14 protein-coding genes are annotated in these 18,417 nt (G+C 33.6%); 7 read left to right on the top strand and 7 right to left on the bottom strand.

Annotation, left to right across the window (positions count from 1 at the left end; all coding sequences use genetic code 11):
- From B3C18_RS14265 to B3C18_RS14240, 6 genes are all read left to right on the top strand, one after another.
- On the top strand, positions 1 to 1,515 hold the full coding sequence (locus tag B3C18_RS14265; protein WP_291147885.1) for a SusD/RagB family nutrient-binding outer membrane lipoprotein: 1,515 nt from the start codon (positions 1 to 3) through the stop codon (positions 1,513 to 1,515).
- 447 nt (positions 1,516 to 1,962) lie between these two features.
- Entirely contained in the window at positions 1,963 to 3,951 is a 1,989-nt protein-coding gene (locus B3C18_RS14260) for a beta-mannosidase (protein ID WP_291147883.1), read from the top strand.
- Between the two features lie 297 nt (positions 3,952 to 4,248).
- Positions 4,249 to 6,537: a GH92 family glycosyl hydrolase gene (locus B3C18_RS14255; RefSeq protein WP_291147881.1), complete on the top strand. Its 2,289-nt coding sequence runs from the start codon at positions 4,249 to 4,251 to the stop codon at positions 6,535 to 6,537.
- A gap of 81 nt (positions 6,538 to 6,618) precedes the next feature.
- Positions 6,619 to 8,898 carry a GH92 family glycosyl hydrolase gene (locus B3C18_RS14250; protein ID WP_291147879.1) on the top strand — a complete coding sequence of 760 codons (2,280 nt, stop codon included), beginning with the start codon at positions 6,619 to 6,621 and terminating at the stop codon, positions 8,896 to 8,898.
- Positions 8,899 to 8,903: 5 nt separating this feature from the next.
- Positions 8,904 to 10,367 carry a glycoside hydrolase family 125 protein gene (locus B3C18_RS14245; RefSeq protein ID WP_291147877.1) on the top strand — a complete coding sequence of 488 codons (1,464 nt, stop codon included), beginning with the start codon at positions 8,904 to 8,906 and terminating at the stop codon, positions 10,365 to 10,367.
- 24 nt (positions 10,368 to 10,391) lie between these two features.
- Entirely contained in the window at positions 10,392 to 11,291 is a 900-nt protein-coding gene (locus B3C18_RS14240) for an ROK family protein (RefSeq protein ID WP_291147875.1), read from the top strand.
- 60 nt (positions 11,292 to 11,351) lie between these two features.
- On the opposite strand, the gene B3C18_RS14235 is transcribed toward B3C18_RS14240, so the two are convergent.
- A complete protein-coding gene (locus B3C18_RS14235; protein ID WP_180860587.1) occupies positions 11,352 to 11,981 on the bottom strand; it encodes a DsbA family oxidoreductase in 630 nt (209 codons plus the stop codon).
- Positions 11,982 to 12,209: 228 nt separating this feature from the next.
- Between B3C18_RS14235 and B3C18_RS14230 the strand changes: the two genes are divergently transcribed.
- The gene (locus tag B3C18_RS14230; RefSeq protein WP_291147874.1) at positions 12,210 to 12,863 is read left to right on the top strand and encodes a hypothetical protein; all 654 of its coding nucleotides are present in this window, start codon (positions 12,210 to 12,212) and stop codon (positions 12,861 to 12,863) included.
- A 429-nt stretch (positions 12,864 to 13,292) separates the two neighbouring features.
- Here the strand turns inward: B3C18_RS14230 and dnaN are convergent, their stop codons facing one another.
- From dnaN to B3C18_RS14200, 6 genes are all read right to left on the bottom strand, one after another.
- On the bottom strand, positions 13,293 to 14,411 hold the full coding sequence (gene dnaN / locus B3C18_RS14225; protein WP_053472764.1) for a DNA polymerase III subunit beta: 1,119 nt from the start codon (positions 14,409 to 14,411) through the stop codon (positions 13,293 to 13,295).
- A gap of 106 nt (positions 14,412 to 14,517) precedes the next feature.
- Positions 14,518 to 16,203, bottom strand: a complete 1,686-nt coding sequence (gene gldG / locus B3C18_RS14220) for a gliding motility-associated ABC transporter substrate-binding protein GldG (RefSeq protein ID WP_291147873.1) — start codon at positions 16,201 to 16,203, stop codon at positions 14,518 to 14,520.
- Positions 16,203 to 16,928, bottom strand: a complete 726-nt coding sequence (gene gldF / locus B3C18_RS14215) for a gliding motility-associated ABC transporter permease subunit GldF (RefSeq protein WP_232681888.1) — start codon at positions 16,926 to 16,928, stop codon at positions 16,203 to 16,205. Before gldF ends, gldG begins: the two co-directional genes overlap by 1 nt.
- 70 nt (positions 16,929 to 16,998) lie before the next feature.
- The gene (locus B3C18_RS14210) at positions 16,999 to 17,376 is read right to left on the bottom strand and encodes a YbbC/YhhH family protein (protein WP_291147872.1); all 378 of its coding nucleotides are present in this window, start codon (positions 17,374 to 17,376) and stop codon (positions 16,999 to 17,001) included.
- A gap of 18 nt (positions 17,377 to 17,394) precedes the next feature.
- Entirely contained in the window at positions 17,395 to 17,691 is a 297-nt protein-coding gene (locus B3C18_RS14205; protein WP_291147871.1) for a putative quinol monooxygenase, read from the bottom strand.
- Positions 17,692 to 18,034: 343 nt separating this feature from the next.
- Positions 18,035 to 18,409, bottom strand: coding sequence for a hypothetical protein (locus tag B3C18_RS14200; RefSeq protein ID WP_291147870.1), 375 nt, complete (start codon positions 18,407 to 18,409; stop codon positions 18,035 to 18,037).
- Positions 18,410 to 18,417: the final 8 nt, after the last annotated feature.

Below are 18,417 nucleotides of genomic sequence, written 5' to 3'. Positions count from 1 at the left end.
ATGAAAAATAGATATATAAAAATATTTTGTGTCGCAATTGTTAGTGCCTTGACATTAGCTTCATGCGATAAAGGATTCGAAGAAATGAATAAGAATCCAAATGCATTAACAGATCCAGCTGTAAAATCAATGTTTACACTTGCAGAGATCTATGTTGACGGACAAGATTTTTCTAACACCAGAGGAAATAACTTATACGCTGCACAAATCGTACAGCAGTTTTCTTCACTTGGAGGACCAGGTTCTAAGTACACGTATTCTTCTGAATATTCAGCAGCACTTTTTGGTGAAACATACGGAAAAGGATTAAACCAAATTTTCCAATTATTATCAGTAATAGATAATACTCCTGAAAATTCAAATATGATTCAGGCTTGTAGAATCATGAAAGTTTTCTTGTTCCAAAAATTAACAGATACGTATGGTGAAGTTCCTTATTTCGACGCTGGAAAAGGATATAACGGAAACGTTTTTTCTCCAAAATACGATACGCAGGAAGCTATTTACAATGATCTTTTAAAAGAATTGGATGAAGCAGGAACTGCTTTAGATGCTGGAAAACCATTTGTAGGCAATGCCGACTTGTATTACCAAAGTGATGTAGCAAGATGGAAAAAACTAGCAAACTCTTTAATGTTGAGAGTAGCAATGCGTTTGTCTAAAGTAAATCCTGCGAAAGCAAAAGAATATGTAGAAAAAGCATACTCAAAAGGAGTTTTTACTTCAAATGATGATAGTTTAGTTTTAAAACACGATGCAGGTCCTGCTGGGGTTAAAACAAATCCAATTACTTCTTCATGGGTTAGAAATGACTTAAATGGTGGAGAATCAAACATCAAATTCAGTAAAACATTTATCGATTTGTTGAAAAACACAAACGATCCACGTTTAAGAATTTATGCAAAATTGGAAGCTACAGGAAATAACAATCCGGCAAGTCAGCAAGGTTTAGCTAATGATGCTAAAGAATTTCCGGGAGGAGACAAAAAACTTTTCTCAGATCCTAATACATCAACAGTATTACGTTTAGACGCACCTACATTAATTATGTCTTATGCAGAAGTTCAATTTATATTGGCAGAAGCTTCAGTAAAAGGATGGAATGTTGGCGGATCTGCACAGACTTATTATGAAAACGGAGTAAAAGCTGCAATGAATATTTTAACCATTTTTGGAGATAAAGTGCCTGCAGTTACAACAGCAGAATACAACACTTACATCACAACGTATCCTTATAAAACTGCTGGAACAGATGCACAAAAAATCGAGCAGATTATTACACAAAAATGGATTGTTTTATTATTCAATGGTTTTGAAGCATTTTCAGAATACAGAAGAACAGGTTACCCAGTATTAGTTCCGGTTAATGACCCAACAGGAGATACACAGGGAACTATTCCAAGAAGATTAATTTATGATCAGTCAGAGCTTGTTACAAACGCGGCTAATTATAGAGAAGCAATTCAACGTCAAGGTTTAGATTTAATGACCACTAGAATCTGGTGGGATAAATAATTTTTAAATTGGTTGGTTAGTTAAAATAAGTCGGGTACTGAGCATGCCCGGCTTATTTTTAAATCTCTTTATAAATGGGGTAATAACAATCCGTATTAAACGAGTTTAATTTATTGATTTAAAAACCTTTTTTTTCGCAGCAGCAAAGAGTGCTCTGCTGAAAAAGATGGGATTATCTTCAAAAAATAAAAAAATCTCACAACAATACAGATGTTTAAAGTTCATTGATAATCAGAATTAAAAACAACCCAAATCAAATTAAAAGCATACATAAGGCAGTAGTAAAAGAAAATATTTCGAGTTGTTTTTTTGAGTTAATAACGAAAAATAAATTCTAAGGAGAAGGAATAACTTTAGTACGTTCAATTCCTTCTCTAAACTGCCAAATGATTAAATTATTATGCCTTTTTTAGTAACTTTAAAAGGTATAAATAGTATTAGAATAAAATGAATTTTCAAACAAAATTTCTTTGGATAATTTTCCTTTGTCTTTCAAATTTTTCATGGACAGCTTTCGCTCAAAATGTTGATTTGAAGAACAATTGGAATTATCGGGAAGAAAAAACACAAAAGTGGTTTCCAGCGACAGTTCCGGGAGAAATCCATACCGATTTACTCAACAATAAATTAATTCCAGATCCATTTTACAGGGACAACGAAAAGAAGTTATTGTGGATAGAACGCAAAAACTGGGAATATAAAACCACATTTAAAGTTGCGGCAGCAATGCTGAAAAAGAAAAACACAGAATTGGTTTTTGACGGATTAGATACGTATGCATCTGTATACCTAAATAATCAGCTGGTTTTAAAAGCTGATAATATGTTTCGTCAATGGCGTGTTGATGTCAAAAAGGTACTCAAATCTGGTGATAATAATTTAGTTATAGTATTTCAATCGGCACAAAATGTTGTTGATTCGCTTGCTAAAAAAGATCTGCCTTTTAAAATTCCAGACAATTCGCGTGCTTATGTTCGCAAAGCACAATATCATTTTGGATGGGATTGGGGACCAAAATTTACAACTTGCGGAATTTGGAAAACGCCGAGACTTGAAGCTTATGACGAAAAAACTCCAGAGAAACCATACGTTCTTAATCGTAAAATTGAATTAGTACAAGAACCGGATAGTCTTGGCCGATCTTTTTATTTTAAGATTGATGGAAAACCGGTTTATATGAAAGGTGCCAATTATATTCCGTCAGATGCATTTCTTTCAAGGTTAACTAAAAAAGAATACGAAAAAGTAGTTTTATCTGCCAAAGATGCGAATATGAATATGCTTCGTATTTGGGGCGGCGGAATTTATGAAGACGATTATTTTTATGATTTATGCGATAAATACGGCATTAATGTCTGGCAGGATTTCATGTTTGCCGGCACAATGGTTCCCGGCGATAAAGCATTTTTTGATAATGTAAAAGAAGAAGTGCAATATCAGGTAAAACGTCTGCGCCATCATCCAAGTATAGTTTTGTGGTGCGGCAATAACGAATCTGACGAAGCCTTTAAAAATTGGGGATGGATGAGAAGTATGAAATTGTCAAAACAAGATTCAACCCGTTTGTGGCACGATTACGTTCGTTTATTTCACGATAGTATTCCAAAATGGGTTAAAGAAGTCGATGATAAACGTCCGTATTTAAGTTCTTCGCCTTTACATCATTGGTCCAAACAAAAAAGTATTACCGAAGGAGACAGCCATTATTGGGGTTTATGGTGGGGATTAGAAGATATTGAAGCAACACAGAAAAAAACAGGACGATTTGTGAGTGAATACGGAATGTTGTCTATGCCGAATTATTCTTCTATAGAAAATTTCACATTGCCGGAAGACCGACATTTATATTCAGATGTAATAAATGCGCATCAAAAATCAGGCAAAGGATTTATAAAACTGAATTCGTATTTGAACCGATATTTTATCGATTCAACCAAAATAAAAAAGATGAATGTGGAAGATTATACGTATCTGACACAATGTTTACAATATTATTCAATAAAAAATATAGTAGGCATTCATCGATCTAAAGCGCCTTATAATATGGGAACTTTAGTATGGCAGTTAAACGATTGCTGGCCCGTTGCAAGCTGGAGTATAACAGATTATGATAACCGACAGCCAAAAGCAGGTTGGTATGCGATTCGGGAAGCGTACAGAGATGATAAAACGCCAGAAATTGATCTTACACGCCCAATAGATTTAAAATTAGAAGACCCGAAAATAAGCTGGCAGATAAAAGGAAATAAAGTAATTTTAAAAGCCCAAAAGCAGGCAAAATATGTTTACATTTCCATGAAAGGATACACCGGAAAATGGAGCGATAATTACATAGATTTAGCCGCCGGAGAAGAGAAAATAATTTCATTTGAAGGGAAAATTGTTAATCCGGAGATTAAGGTTTTTTCTCTATATGAGATTTTAGGAAGGTACTAAGAGGCTAAGGTTCTAAGTTGCTAAGAAAGTGACAAAGGGGCAAAGTGACAAAGCGACAAAGGTTTTCCGTAGAGGCGCACAGCAGTGCGTCTAACACATAGAAATTAAAACATTCGTGTAAATCTGTTTAATCCGCATAATCCGTGGGCTAAACCAATATAATAAAAGTGACAAAGATTTTCCGTACAGACGCACAGCAGTGCGTCTAACACATATAAATTAAAAAACATTTGCGTCAATCTGTTTAATCCTTGCAATCAGTGGGCTAAAACATTACGCAATCAAAAATAAAAATAAATGAGAATAATATTTAGCGGCTTTTTAGCTTTAAACCTATTTTTTGCAAATCCAGCAATATCACAGCATAAAAAGGCAAAACACACAAAACAAACAAAACAAACAAAAACAACAGACATAAATTACACACAATATGTAAATCCGTTGATAGGATCTGCGGGTCACGGTCACATATTTGTTGGTGCAAATGTTCCATTTGGAGCTGTGCAATTAGGGCCTGTAAATGTTTTTGAAGGCTGGGATTGGTGCAGTGGTTATAATTATGCGAGTAATACAATTTTAGGATTTACGCATACACACTTAAGCGGAACAGGAATTGGTGATTTAAATGATATTTTACTTTTGCCGGTATCAGGAAAAGTGGCACTTACCAAAGGAACAAAAGAAGACATGACAACCGGTTATGGCTCTTATTTCTCTCATAATAACGAAATTGTAAAACCTGGATATTACAGCGTTTTATTAGATAAATACAACATCAAAGCAGAATTAACTGCGAGTGAAAGAGTAGGTTTTCATAAATACACTTTCAACTCAGATGATGATGCTCATGTTTTAGTAGACCTTGCAGACGGAATTGGCTGGGACAGACCCGTAAAAACCTTTATAAGAAAAGTTGATGAAACTAAAATTGAAGGTTATCGTTATTCTGCGGGCTGGGCAGCAGATCAACGTATTTATTTTTCTATGGAATTTTCTGAACCAATAACAAATATTGTTTTATATGATAGTACTGCTGTGGTAAGAGGTCATGGAGGTGAAGGTTTAAAAATGAAAGCGATTTTAGATTTTGCTACATTAAAAAACAAACAAGTCCTGGTAAAAGTTGGAATATCTCCGGTAAGTTCAGAGAATGCTGCAGCGAATATTAAAGCCGAAATTCCGACTTGGGATTTTGATAAAACAGCAAAAGAAGCCAATTCAAAATGGAACAAAGAGCTTAATAAAATTCAGATAAAAGGAGACGAAAAAACAATGAAAGTTTTCTATACTTCTTTGTATCACACCATGTTTGCGCCATCTATTTTCAATGATGCCAACGGAGATTATCTGGGAACAGATAAAAAAGTCTACGAAAAAGCGAATTTTACAAACTACACGACTTTTTCACTTTGGGATACGTATCGCGGTCTACATCCTTTATACACGATTACACAGCCGGAAAAAATTAATGATATTGTTAAATCATTTTTGGCAATTTATCTGCAGCAAGGAAGATTACCTGTTTGGCATTTAATGGGCAATGAAACCAATACAATGAACGGAAATCATTCAATTGCTGTTATTGTCGATGCATACTTAAAAGGATACCGAGATTATGATACCGAATTAGCTTACGAAGCCATCAAAAAAACAGCCATGCAAACCCGCGACGGAATGGATTATGTTCAGAAATTAGAATATATCCCAGCCGATAAAATGCTGGAATCTGTTGGAAATGCTCTTGAATATGCAATCGATGATTATTGTATTGCACAAATGGCAAAAGCTCTAAATAAAACAGAAGATTATACTTATTTCACCAAAAGAGCCAATTTATACAAACTTTATTTTGATAAAGAAACTACTTTCATGAGAGGTAAATTAACCAATGGAAAATGGAGAACACCATTTAATCCGCTTTCATCAGCACATCGAAAAGATGATTATGTAGAAGGAAATGCGTGGCAGTATACTTGGTTAGTTCCTCAGGATCCTTATGGTCTAATCGATTTATTTGGAAGTGAAGAGAGCTTTTTAAACAAACTGGATGCTCTGTTTTTAATAACCGATAAAGTAGAAGGAGAAGATGTTTCACCAGATATCAGCGGTTTAATAGGGCAGTACGCTCACGGAAATGAACCGAATCATCATATTCCGTATTTGTATGCTTTTGCAGGACAGCCTTGGAAAACGGCAAAATTAATCCGTGAAATAGATGATAAATTTTACTCAACAAAACCAGACGGATTATGCGGTAACGAAGATTTAGGTCAAATGTCGGCTTGGTATGTTTTATCTTCAATGGGGTTTTATTCTGTAAATCCTGCAAACGGAATTTACGTTTTAGGAAGTCCGTTAGTAAATACAGCAGTTATAAATTATAAAAAAGGAATTTCATTTAAAATAAATGCAATTGATAACAGCGCTGATAATATTTACATTCAAAGAGCAGAGTATAACGGACAACCGTATACAAAATCATATATCACACAAGAAATGATAGCTCAAGGTGGAGAATTCAAATTATATATGGGAAGCAAGCCATCCTTGACATTTGGAGTAAAGAAAGAAAACAGGTCTAATTGATTTTAGATTTAAGAGTTTAGATTTTAGATTTTTAGCCTAAAGCCTACAGCTTAAAGCGTATAGCATAAAAAAACAAAAACTATGAAAATAAAAAGTTTAATTTTTTTTGGATTAATACAGTATTGCATTTCTGTAAATGCACAAGTTAAAGAACCCGTAGAATATGTAAACCCGTTAATGGGAACGCAGTCGCTGCATAATCTTTCAAACGGGAATACCTATCCCGCAATCTGCAGGCCTTGGGGAATGAATTTCTGGACACCGCAAACCGGTAAAATGGGCGACGGATGGGCGTATACCTATACCGCAGAAAAAATAAGAGGATTTAAGCAAACGCACCAGCCTTCACCGTGGATGAATGATTACGGTCAGTTTTCGATTATGCCTGTTACAGGTAAAGTGGCTTTCGCCGAAGAGGAAAGAGCGAGTTGGTTCAGTCATAAAGCAGAAGTTTCAAAGCCTTATTATTACAGCGTTTATCTGGCTGATTATGATGTAACAACAGAAATTACTACTACAGAACGAGCAGCACATTTTCAAATTACTTTTCCTGAAAACGAAAAATCTTCAATTGTAATTGATGCATTCGACAAAGGATCTTATATCAAAATAATTCCGTCAGAAAATAAAATTATCGGTTATACAACCCGTAACAGCGGCGGCGTTCCTCAAAACTTTAAAAACTATTTTGTTTTAATATTTGATAAACCATTTGCAACAAATTATACTTGTATTGATAGAGTTTTGATTAAAGACAAATTAGAAGCAGTTGGACTTCATACAGGTGCAATAGTTGAATTTAAAACCAAGAAAGGAGAAAAAGTTAACGTAAAAGTAGCTTCTTCTTTTATAAGTCCGGAACAAGCTGAACTGACTTTAAAGAACGAATTAGGTTCAGCATCATTCGAAGAAACTTTGGCACAATCTAAAAACGAATGGAACAAAGTTTTAGGGAAAATTACGGTTGAAGATACAAACGAAGATCAGTTAAAAACTTTCTATTCTTGTTTATACCGCACCGTTTGTTTTCCGCAAAAACAATATGAAATAAATAAAGAAGGCCAAATTGTGCATTACAGCCCGTATAATGGGAAAGTTTTACCGGGATATATGTATGCAGGAACAGGCTTTTGGGATACATTCCGTGCCTTATATCCTTTGCTAAATTTAGTTTATCCTTCTATAAATAAAGAAATGCAGGAAGGTTTAATAAACGATTATAAAGAAGGCGGGTTTTTACCAGAATGGTCGAGCCCGGGCTTTAGAAACGTTATGGTGGGGAATAATTCTGCCTCAGTAGTTTCTGATGCTTATATGAAAGGATTACGCGGTTATGACATTAATATTTTATACGAAGCTTTGCAACACGGAGCCAATAACGAAGGCCCGCTGGAAGCTGTAGGTAGAAAAGGAGTACAGTATTACAATACTTTAGGATACGTTCCTTACGATGTTGAGATTAATGAAAATGCAGCCAGAACGCTTGAATATGCTTATGATGATTTTGCAATCTGGAAATTAGCAAAAGCCTTAGATCGTCCGAAAAAAGAAATCAATCTGCTTGAAAAGCGAATGATGAATTATAAAAAGTTATTTAATCCGTCAATCGGATTAATGAGCGGACGTAATAAAGACGGCAGTTTTCCGCCAAACTTTAATCCGTTTAAATGGGGAGATGCTTTTACAGAAGGAAACAGCTGGCATTACAGCTGGAGCGTATTTCACGACATTCAGGGGTTAATTGATTTGATGGGCGGAGAGAAAAAATTCACTTCAAAATTAGACGTTGTATTTACAACGCCTCCGGTTTTTGATGATACTTATTACGGTTCTGTTATTCATGAAATTAGAGAAATGCAAATCATGAATATGGGGCAATACGCACACGGAAATCAGCCCATTCAGCACATGATTTATTTATACAATTATGCAGGCGAACCTTGGAAAACGCAATATTGGTCAAGAGAAGTGATGAACCGATTATACAAACCAACGCCAGATGGATATTGCGGTGATGAAGATAACGGACAGACTTCTGCCTGGTATATTTTCTCTGCAATGGGATTTTATCCGGTTTGTCCCGCAACAGAAGAATACGTTTTAGGCGCGCCATTATTTAAGAAAACAACTTTACAGCTTGAAAACGGAAAACAGCTTATTATAAATGCCCCAAATAATTCAGATGTAAGCAAGTATGTAAATGAATTGAAATGGGATAATGCATCTTATACTAAAAACTATATCAATCATTTTGATGTATTAAAAGGCGGAGAATTGAATTTTGACATGACCAGTTCTCCAAATTTAAAAAGAGGTACAACATCAGAGGCGTATCCATATTCTTATTCAACTTCAAAGTAAAATTTATGCAGTCACGTAGAAAATTTATAAAAAATACAGGAATTTTTTCCGCAGGATTATTAGCGCTTCAAACGGATGTTTTTGGACTTAATTCAGATACATTTCAGTTTCCTTTAAAAGATTTTATCAGTAAAAGACCTCCGCTAGCCGAAAGAAAATTTACAAGTAAAGCAGTCGAAGCGGCAATTGTGAGAATCAAAAAACAAATAGCAAATCCGGAATTGGCCTGGTTATTTGAAAACTGTTTTCCAAATACATTAGACACTACAGTCGATTTTGAAATCATCGACGGTAAACCGGATACATACGTAATTACAGGAGATATTGATGCAATGTGGCTGCGTGACAGTACAGCGCAGATTTGGCCTTATATTCCATTTGTAAAAGAAGATCCAAAACTAGCCGAACTAGTAAAAGGAGTAATCAATCGTCAGGCGAAATGTATTTTGCTTGATCCTTATGCCAATGCTTTTTATAAAGATTTTACCAAAGAAAGCGAATGGAAAAACGACCTGACTAAAATGCAGCCCGGAATTCACGAAAGAAAATGGGAAATTGACAGTTTGTGTTATCCCGTTCGACTAGCTCACGGATATTGGAAAGAAACCGGAGATATCAGTTTGTTTGATGCAAAATGGAAAGAAGCCATGTTGTTGATTCTGCAAACTTTTAAAGAACAGCAAAGATTAGATGGAAAAGGCGGTCCATATAGTTTTCAGCGTCAAACTGCCTGGGCTACAGACGGAGTTCCGTTAGGTGGTTACGGTTATCCGGTAAAACCTTGCGGTTTAATTGTTTCTACTTTTAGACCAAGTGATGACAGTACTTTGTTTGGGTATTTAATTCCAAGCAATATGTTTGCGATTGAAGTATTAGGTTATTTAATCGAAATTTTCTCTTTACCCGCTTTAAAAGACAATGATTTGGTTGCCAAAGCTACAGAGCTAAGAGATCAGGTTCAAAAAGGTTTAAAAGAAAACGGAATTATAGAACATCCAAAATTCGGAAAAATCATTGCTTTTGAAGTAAACGGATTCGGCAGTTTTCACATGATGGATGATGCCAATGTTCCTTCATTATTATCACTTCCTTATTTGGGTGCAATTGCTCCAAACGATCCTTTATATCTAAATACTCGTAAAGTTGTGCTTTCAGAAAACAATCCGTTTTTCTATAAAGGAAAAGCCGGAGAAGGAATTGGCGGTCCGCATACCGGAGTTGATACAATCTGGCCAATGAGTATTGTTTTGAGAGCGATTACAAGTGTAGACGAAAAAGAGATTAAAACATGCATCAGTAATTTGATTAAAACAAATGCCGATACCGGATTTATGCACGAATCATTTCATAAAGACGATGTAAACAAATTTACGCGTAAATGGTTTGCATGGGCAAATACACTATTTGGAGAAATGATTGTACACACAAGTATTCATTATCCTCAAATTTTAAAAGACAAAAATATCTAGTACTAAAAAGCTAAACGATTAAAAATGAATACATCATATGCCATTGGGCTAGATATAGGAGGAACACATATTACCGCGGCGGTTATCAATAAAACAGAAATGAAAGTAATGGAACTTTCATTATATAAAGAATCATTTGACTCTAATTTGCCTGTAAATCAAGTAATAGATATTTGGAAGAAAGTGATTAATACAGCAATTGAAAACTCAAAAGTTGAAAATATTACAGGAATTGCTGTTTGCATGCCCGGCCCATTTGATTATGAAAAAGGAATTTGCTGGATTAAAGATCAATCTAAATACGAACATTTCTACGGATTGAATGTTAGAGAATTACTGCTAGAAAGTCTTAATTTTCCAAATGATTTTCCGGTGCTTTTTGAAAATGATGCCGTTTGTTTTGGAAAAGGAGAAGTTTTTAAACAACAGGAAAATCTTTCTAAAAAAGTAATGGCGGTTACTTTAGGTACAGGATTAGGAGCTTGTTTTATCGATAAAGGAGTTTCAATAAGTACAGGAAACCAAGTGCCAACAGATGGAGAAATTTACAATCTCGAATATAAAGAAGGTATTGCCGAAGATTATGTTTCTGTGAGAGGTCTTTTATCTCATTATAAAACGTTAAGTGGTTTTTCGCTTAAAAATGGTTTAGAGCTTTATGATTTAGCTAAAGATGGAGATCAGCAAGCTGTAAAAGTATTTGAAACAATGGGAGAAGATTTAGCCGAAGTTGTAATTCCTTGGATAAAGAATTTCTCAGCAGATCATATTATTATTGGCGGAAAAATTGCTAATGCGAGTGATTTATTTCTTTCATCATTTAATAAAACCATAAAAGAATCCGATTTAGAAATACAGGTTTCTATTTCTACAGATAATGAAATTGCGGCCTTATTAGGAGCAGTAAGTTTTCTTTGTGATTAAATTAAAACAAAACGGATGAGCAATTTACTCATCCGTTTTGTTTTACTATTTTAATTTCAATTATTTTAAACCTTCTTTAATTGTCTGAACAAAAGCTTCAACTGGCTGAGCGCCCGAAACGGCATATTTTCGGTCAAAAACAAAAAACGGAACTCCTTGCACGCCAATTTCCTGTGCTTCTTTAATATCGCTTTGAACTTCTTTTAAATATAAACTTTCGCTTTCCAGAACTTCTAAAACATCATTTTTACTCAATCCTGCTTTTTCAGCTAATTCAATTAAAGTTGGACCGTCGTTTAAGTCTCTTCCTTCTGTAAAATAAGCTTTAAAGAAGATTTCCTCCATTTCATCGCCTAATTTTTTAGTTTTAGCCAATTGAATAATTCTATGCGCTTCTAAAGAATTTGAAATAACCGCTTTATCAAAGTTATAATCTAAACCAGCACTTTTAGCGCGTTCTGCGACACCTTTATGCATTTCTCTTGATTGTTCAACAGACATGCCTTTTCGTTCTGCTAAATACGTATAAACGTCTTTTTCTGGTTGTGGAGTAATAGTTGGATCAAGCTGAAAGCTTTTCCACTCAATTTCAAAATCATTATTTGGAAATTCAGCTAAAGCCGTTTCCAACTGTCTTTTTCCGATATAACAAAACGGACACATGATGTCCGACCAAATTTCTATTTTCATGTTACAAAGTTAAAAAATTTGTTTCAAGTTTCAGGTTTCATGTTTGAGAGCTTTGTCAAAGTTTTAAACTTTGACAAAGCTTTGGCGTAGTAAACATTTTGTTTCAAGTTTAGATAATTCTTTTATGATAAAAGAAAAATCCTTTTCATATATAAAAAACAAGTATTTTTAGTACAAAAGTCAATGGAAAACTAATTTGTTGATTTAGATGTAATTATAAAATTTATTATGAAGAAAAACATTTTCTATTTTTTATTGATCTTATTTTCAGCCAATTCTAATGCGCAGATTAGAGGTTTTGTTGATTTATCTTTTTATCGTCATACCGATTTTCAAGGTTCCAGTTATGTTCAGGGCGGGTTAGGTTTAGAAACTAAAGTATACAAGTTCTTAAAACCTGAGTTTGGAGTAACTTATTATTATGGAGCTCTCGAAGATTATAATAAAACAGATGCTGTTGGAAACATTACAAGTGTAGCAAAAGTAAACGCTAAAGCTTTAAATTTTGGATTTACACCTAAAATATGTCTTTCTTGCGGAGAATATAGTGCAGGAGATGTTCTTCTTCAAATTCTTCCTACTTATAATATATCAAGAATCGAAGCTCAGCAGAATTATACCACAATCAATCAAAATAATCCGTCTCTATCTAAAACCAAAAAAGATATTGTTACAGAATGGCAGCAATCTGTAGGTATTGGGCTTGGTATAGATATTATTCTTTCAGATAAAAATTATGATTCTTTGGCGATCAATCTATATTACACAGGTGTAAATATGGGAAAAGCGATAGGTGAGGTAGAAAGTACCAATACCAGATACGACAGCCGTACTTTAGGATTTGGATTGAACTATTATTTTGGTTTCAAGAAGAAGGATTAAAAGACTGGTGAATTGTTTCAGGTTTAAAGTTTCAGGTTTCAGGTTGAAATGCGATTAAACTTTGTGCTGATATTTTAACGCAATTTTTAACGCAAAGCACGCTAAGATTTTTTAATAAGTTAGGTTTTTATAAAACCGCTAAGTTCGCAAAGCTTTGTGTAGATATAGCTTTGCGAACTTAGCGCATTGTAAATACAATCTATATCAAAAAAACTTAGCGTGCTTTGCGTTTAAATTTCACACCGAACCTGAAACTTAAAACTTGAAACCTGAAACAAATTTACCAAAAATAAAAAACCGCAACTCTTTTAAAGAATTGCGGTTTCTAGGTATAAAAAATGGTTGGTTAATAGCGATATTTTTTTTTACAATGATATGTCTTTAATTTCAAATTAAAAAAAATCCCTGTAACAAAAAGAAGTTTTGATGTTAACTATTTAACATTACCGGCATTACCAACATTGTTACGGTTTCACCTTCTTCTAAACCGTCGGCAGGCGTTAAAATTCCGGCTCTGTTTGGCAATGACATTTCCAACATAATCACATCAGATTGAAGGTTTGTCAGCATTTCGATTAAGAAACGAGAGTTAAAACCAATTTGTAAATCATCACCTTGATAATCACAAGTCAATCTTTCTTCTGCTTTGTTTGAGTAATCGATATCTTCAGCAGAAACATTTAATTCAGCTCCTGCAATTTTTAAACGAATTTGGTGTGTAGTTTTGTTTGAGAAAATCGCAACACGACGAACAGAGCTTAAAAATAAAGAACGATCGATTAATAATTTGTTTGGATTTTCTTTTGGAATTACCGCTTCGTAATTAGGGTATTTTCCGTCGATTAAACGACACATTAAGATATAATTGTCAAATGAGAAAGTCGCATTCGAATCGTTGTATTCAATTTTCACTTCAGCATCAGAACTTCCTAAAATACTTTTTAAGATATTTAAAGGTTTCTTTGGCATAATAAAATCAGCAACCTGAGACGCTTTTACATCTGCACGGGCATATTTTACTAATTTATGAGCATCTGTAGCAACAAAAGTTAAACCTTCTGGAGAGAACTGAAAAAATACTCCAGACATTACCGGACGTAAATCATCGTTTCCTGCAGCAAAGATCGTTTTACTTACAGCAGTTGCCAAAACATCAGCAGGAACTAAAGTTACAGATGGATCTTCAAGATTTACAGACTTAGGAAATTCTTCTCCGGCAGCGTATGCTAATGCATACTTTCCTGAGTTAGAACTAATTTCAACTGTATTATTGTCTGCAACAGTAAAAGTTAAAGGCTGCTCTGGAAATGTTTTTAAAATTTCAAGTAAAAGTTTTGCCGGTACAGCAACGCTTCCTTTACTTTTAGAATCGATTGATAATGTAGCCGACATTGTCGTTTCAAGATCTGAAGCCGAAACAGTCAACTCACTATTGTTTAGTTCAAATAAAAAGTTGTCTAAAATAGGCAACGTATTGTTACTGTTAATTACACTACCTAAAACTTGTAATTGTTTTAATAAGTACGAACTCGATACTATAAATTTCATCTCTTTTGTTTTATTTTTTGAGGTATTCCCAAGCATTTAGGCGCTGGGAATATGGATTACAAATATATCGTAAACATTCTTAGTTTCGCAATTTTTTTATTAACATCTATCGGCTGTATTTCTTTTTTCGGAGAAAGGTAAATACTAATCCAAAAACCAATAAAATAAGGATTGGAAGCCCGATAGTTATGAATTGCGTTGTCGTATAATTTTCGTAAACTTTTTCTTTATCCAATAAAGGCAGTTCGACATCTTTACTTCTAATGTTAATAAGTCCTGTATCATCAAGAAGATAATTGACACAATTCATCATAAAATCTTTATTGTCATAAAGGTTTCCGGTTCTTTGGTCATAGCCCAGTTCAACGGGCATCATGTTTTTATCCAATTGATTTCTGGCGATATCTCCATCAGCAACTACGATCATTTTGGTTGGTTTTCCTTTAGCCTGAAAAGAACTTTCTTTAAAAGGTAAAACACGATTCTCAAATGCCGAATGAAAACTTCCTTCTAGTAAAACAGAAAGATTTATATTTCCTTTATTAGCATAATCTGCCGGTGAAGTTTTCTCTGTTACAGTATTTAGATTAATTTCAGATGGAGTTCCAATTGTTTTAGAATATTGAGACGATTGCAATAAAACAGTCTTTTTGATTCCGTTTTTTAAAGTGTCGATTGGACTGGCAAAATCAAATTTGATTCCGCCTAAATTTTTTACAATTGGATGCTGACTTGCTGGCTGAACCAGTGGTGCAAACTTCCAGATAAAATCCTGATATTGAGTAGCACTTCCTTGTTCTCCTGTTGCCAGTTTTATTGGGCTTCCGTTTTCGTCTTTAACCAAATCAGGATTGATTCTGAATCCGTATTTGAAGAACATATCGTTTAAATTCAAATCTCTTGGATAAGCCAAAGTTGCGCCCGCCTGATTGTATAAACTGTCCATATCTGCCGCAACCTGATCAATCAGCCATAAAGTTTTACCGCCATTCATGATAAATTGATCCAGAACTTGTTTTTCTTCGTCTGAGAATTTTTCAGTTGGTTTTGAGATAATGGCTAAATCATATTTTTCTAAAGCAGCTAAAGTTCCGTTTGGATCTTTCACAACAGAATCTAAAGTAAAAGGTCCAATATAATAACTTTCCTTAATTTGTCTCAATAACTTACCAATATGAATTTCAGACAATTCGCCATTTCCTTTTATAATGGCAACTTTCTTTTGTCTGTCTTTGGTAATTTTATTGATCGCATCGGCAATTGAATATTCTAAATGCTGAATCGATCCAATTACTTTTTGCGTTGTCGAAGCTCCCATAATGTTTTTCAACAAAGGAATATTAACTTCTTTATTATTGTAAACGGCAACTGCCCACGGAAAAACCATTTCCTGAGATTGTTTTCCTTTATCGTCAACAGTAATGTTTATTGGTGTAAGTCCTTTTTGGTAAAGTGATTTCACAACTTCCATATTGTCTTCTCCGTTTTCCATCGGGTTAACGAATTCGAAAACAATATTGCTGTTGTAAGCCTGAAATTCTTCTAGTAATTGTTTAGTTTCAAGTTGTAAACGTCTGAAATCTGCAGGAAGTTCGCCCTGCATATAAATCTTAATTGACAATGGATTTTTAACCTGTTTTACGATTTGTAAAGAAGTTGATGATAAAGTATATCGTTTGTCTTTCGTTAAATCAAAACGATGAAAAAATAAGCTTCCGAGAACATTTAAAACAATTAAAATAAAAATTGTAATGCCTAATGTCTTTAAATTTAATTTATTAGATGCTTTCATTACGCTTTAAAAGATTTTAATTGATAAACGGTAAAAGATAAAAACAAAACGCTGATGCTTAAAAAGTAAATCACATCGCGAGTATCAATAACGCCTCGGCTCATACTTTTAAAATGATCCTGCATTCCAAATGCCGAAATAATGTTTGATTGTCCCGGAACTAATGAAGCCAAACCTTCAAACCCAAAATAAAATAAAAAGCATAAAAACACGGCAATAATAAACGCAACAATTTGATTTTCTGATAGAGTAGAAGTGAAGATTCCAATTGCAGAATATGAAGCAATTAAAAACAATAATCCGAAATAAGAACCAATTGTGCTTCCCATATCGATATTTCCTTCTGGCAAACCTAAACTCGAAATTACTTTTACATAAATGAAAGTTGGAATAATTGCCAAAATAATCAGGAAGAATGAACCTAAAAATTTCCCGTTTACAATCTCCCAAATCGATAATGGCTTGGTTAAAAGTAATTCAAGTGTTCCTTGTTTTCTTTCGTCAGAGAAACTTCTCATAGTTACGGCCGGAATCAGAAAAATTAAAATCCACGGTGTTAAAGTGAAAAACGGAGTTAAATCAGCATAACCTGTATTTAATATATTGTAATCTCCCTCAAATACCCATAAAAACAGTCCGTTGCTGATTAAGAAAATCGCAATGACCAAATAGCCAATAGGAGAACCAAAAAAGGATTTTATTTCTCGTAAAATGATTGATTTCATGTATAACGTTTATTCGTTTATTTGTTTAATCGTGTAATTGTTTATTCTTTTTAGTATTGGAATATAGAAATTATTTTCCGTGTGTAATTCTTAAGATTTTTGAATTTCGAGCATCAATTATAATTAAAAAAGTTCCTCCTTTAGAATTTTCAGGCAAAGTTCCTTCAATAAACCAGTAGTATTTATCTAGAAAATAAACTTCATAAGGTTTTTGATCTAATATATTTTGTTTTCCATAAATACCAAATAAAATTGATTCAGCAACTTTAATCGCACTACTTTTATCTTTTAAAAGTATTCTTTCATTATCAACATAGTTACCTGGTGCTTCTTCTGATAATGTTGTTTTTAACTCTTTTTGTGCATATTCTTTTCCCAAAATAAGACGTTTATTTTGCGAATAAGCGTTAAAAGACAATATTAAAAATACAACTAAAAAATATTTCATAAGAAGCAATTTGAAAAATTAAACTAGAGAAACCACTTTATCAACACTCCACGCTTCTGGTTTTGCATTGAATAGTTTTTTTGTAAAATCCCAAACTGTATTAAATAATTCAGATTGTCTGTAATTTTCTAAATCTTGTTCGGTTTCCCAATAACTATAGGTAAAGAAAATACATTTGTCATTTTTATCCTGATACAATTCTAAAAAACGATTTCCGTCTGCATTTCGTATTTTATCTTTCACCGATTCAAAATTCTCCAGAAAATCTGGAATTTTTTCCTCGTGAAAACTCATTTTTACTATCCTTACGAACATGTATTCAATTTTAGATTTTAGATTGTTGATTTTAGATTTGTTCGAAACCTAAAAGTCTTACAGGTGCGCAAAAATACCAAAATTGATTGTTCTTTTTAAGAAAAAATAAAATATTCTAAAGACATGGTTTTTCTACGATATTGTCATTGCGAGGAACGAAGCAACCGCACTAATAAAAGATCACTAATTGAATAAGTAAATGAGATTGCTTCGTTCCTCGCAAAGACCAATCTTTGCGGAGTTACTTGCGAAGATCCCTCCTTCGTCGGAATGACAAGAAGACGAAATATAATCAGTGTAAAACCGTTCAATCCGTAAAATCTGCGGGCTAAAAACATTTTTATTATTCAATAACCTTATCTAATCTCAAAATTATTGTATCATTCGATTTAATAAGATAAATAGAGTCGTTGTTCTTTTCTTTGAAAATCTCAAAAGGCGCTTCAATATCAGATAAACGAGGTATATTCTTTGCTCCTTTTGGTCTCCAAATTGCATCATCTTCAATATGAATACCTTTGATGTTTTTTGGAAGTAGGAGTGAACTCTTTAAATAATATTTATCATTCAATATATAGATTCCTCTTTCATTATATGCTCTATTAACTTTAAGAGTTAATTTGGATGATTGATCTATTTCAATTAAATCAGTTTGATAATTGTTACATGCTATTTGCGAAACAATCAGCATTACGGAGAATATTTTATTAAATTTCAAAATATCTT

This window comes from Flavobacterium sp. UBA7680, assembly GCF_002482975.1.
Classification (GTDB): Bacteria; Bacteroidota; Bacteroidia; order Flavobacteriales; family Flavobacteriaceae; genus Flavobacterium.
Note: the sequence above shows the minus strand (reverse complement) of the source record. Positions and strands in the feature narration are given on the sequence as shown.

What these genes read in the sequence shown, in the direction of transcription:
- gldG (WP_291147873.1), bottom strand. Translation starts at nt 16,203, where the DNA reads ATGAAAGCATCTAATAAATTAAATTTAAAGACATTAGGCATTACAATT.
- B3C18_RS14255 (WP_291147881.1), top strand. Translation starts at nt 4,249, where the DNA reads ATGAGAATAATATTTAGCGGCTTTTTAGCTTTAAACCTATTTTTTGCA.
- B3C18_RS14245 (WP_291147877.1), top strand. Translation starts at nt 8,904, where the DNA reads ATGCAGTCACGTAGAAAATTTATAAAAAATACAGGAATTTTTTCCGCA.
- B3C18_RS14210 (WP_291147872.1), bottom strand. Translation starts at nt 17,376, where the DNA reads ATGAAATATTTTTTAGTTGTATTTTTAATATTGTCTTTTAACGCTTAT.
- B3C18_RS14205 (WP_291147871.1), bottom strand. Translation starts at nt 17,691, where the DNA reads ATGTTCGTAAGGATAGTAAAAATGAGTTTTCACGAGGAAAAAATTCCA.
- B3C18_RS14260 (WP_291147883.1), top strand. Translation starts at nt 1,963, where the DNA reads ATGAATTTTCAAACAAAATTTCTTTGGATAATTTTCCTTTGTCTTTCA.
- B3C18_RS14235 (WP_180860587.1), bottom strand. Translation starts at nt 11,981, where the DNA reads ATGAAAATAGAAATTTGGTCGGACATCATGTGTCCGTTTTGTTATATC.
- dnaN (WP_053472764.1), bottom strand. Translation starts at nt 14,411, where the DNA reads ATGAAATTTATAGTATCGAGTTCGTACTTATTAAAACAATTACAAGTT.
- B3C18_RS14240 (WP_291147875.1), top strand. Translation starts at nt 10,392, where the DNA reads ATGAATACATCATATGCCATTGGGCTAGATATAGGAGGAACACATATT.
- B3C18_RS14230 (WP_291147874.1), top strand. Translation starts at nt 12,210, where the DNA reads ATGAAGAAAAACATTTTCTATTTTTTATTGATCTTATTTTCAGCCAAT.
- B3C18_RS14265 (WP_291147885.1), top strand. Translation starts at nt 1, where the DNA reads ATGAAAAATAGATATATAAAAATATTTTGTGTCGCAATTGTTAGTGCC.
- gldF (WP_232681888.1), bottom strand. Translation starts at nt 16,928, where the DNA reads ATGAAATCAATCATTTTACGAGAAATAAAATCCTTTTTTGGTTCTCCT.
- B3C18_RS14250 (WP_291147879.1), top strand. Translation starts at nt 6,619, where the DNA reads ATGAAAATAAAAAGTTTAATTTTTTTTGGATTAATACAGTATTGCATT.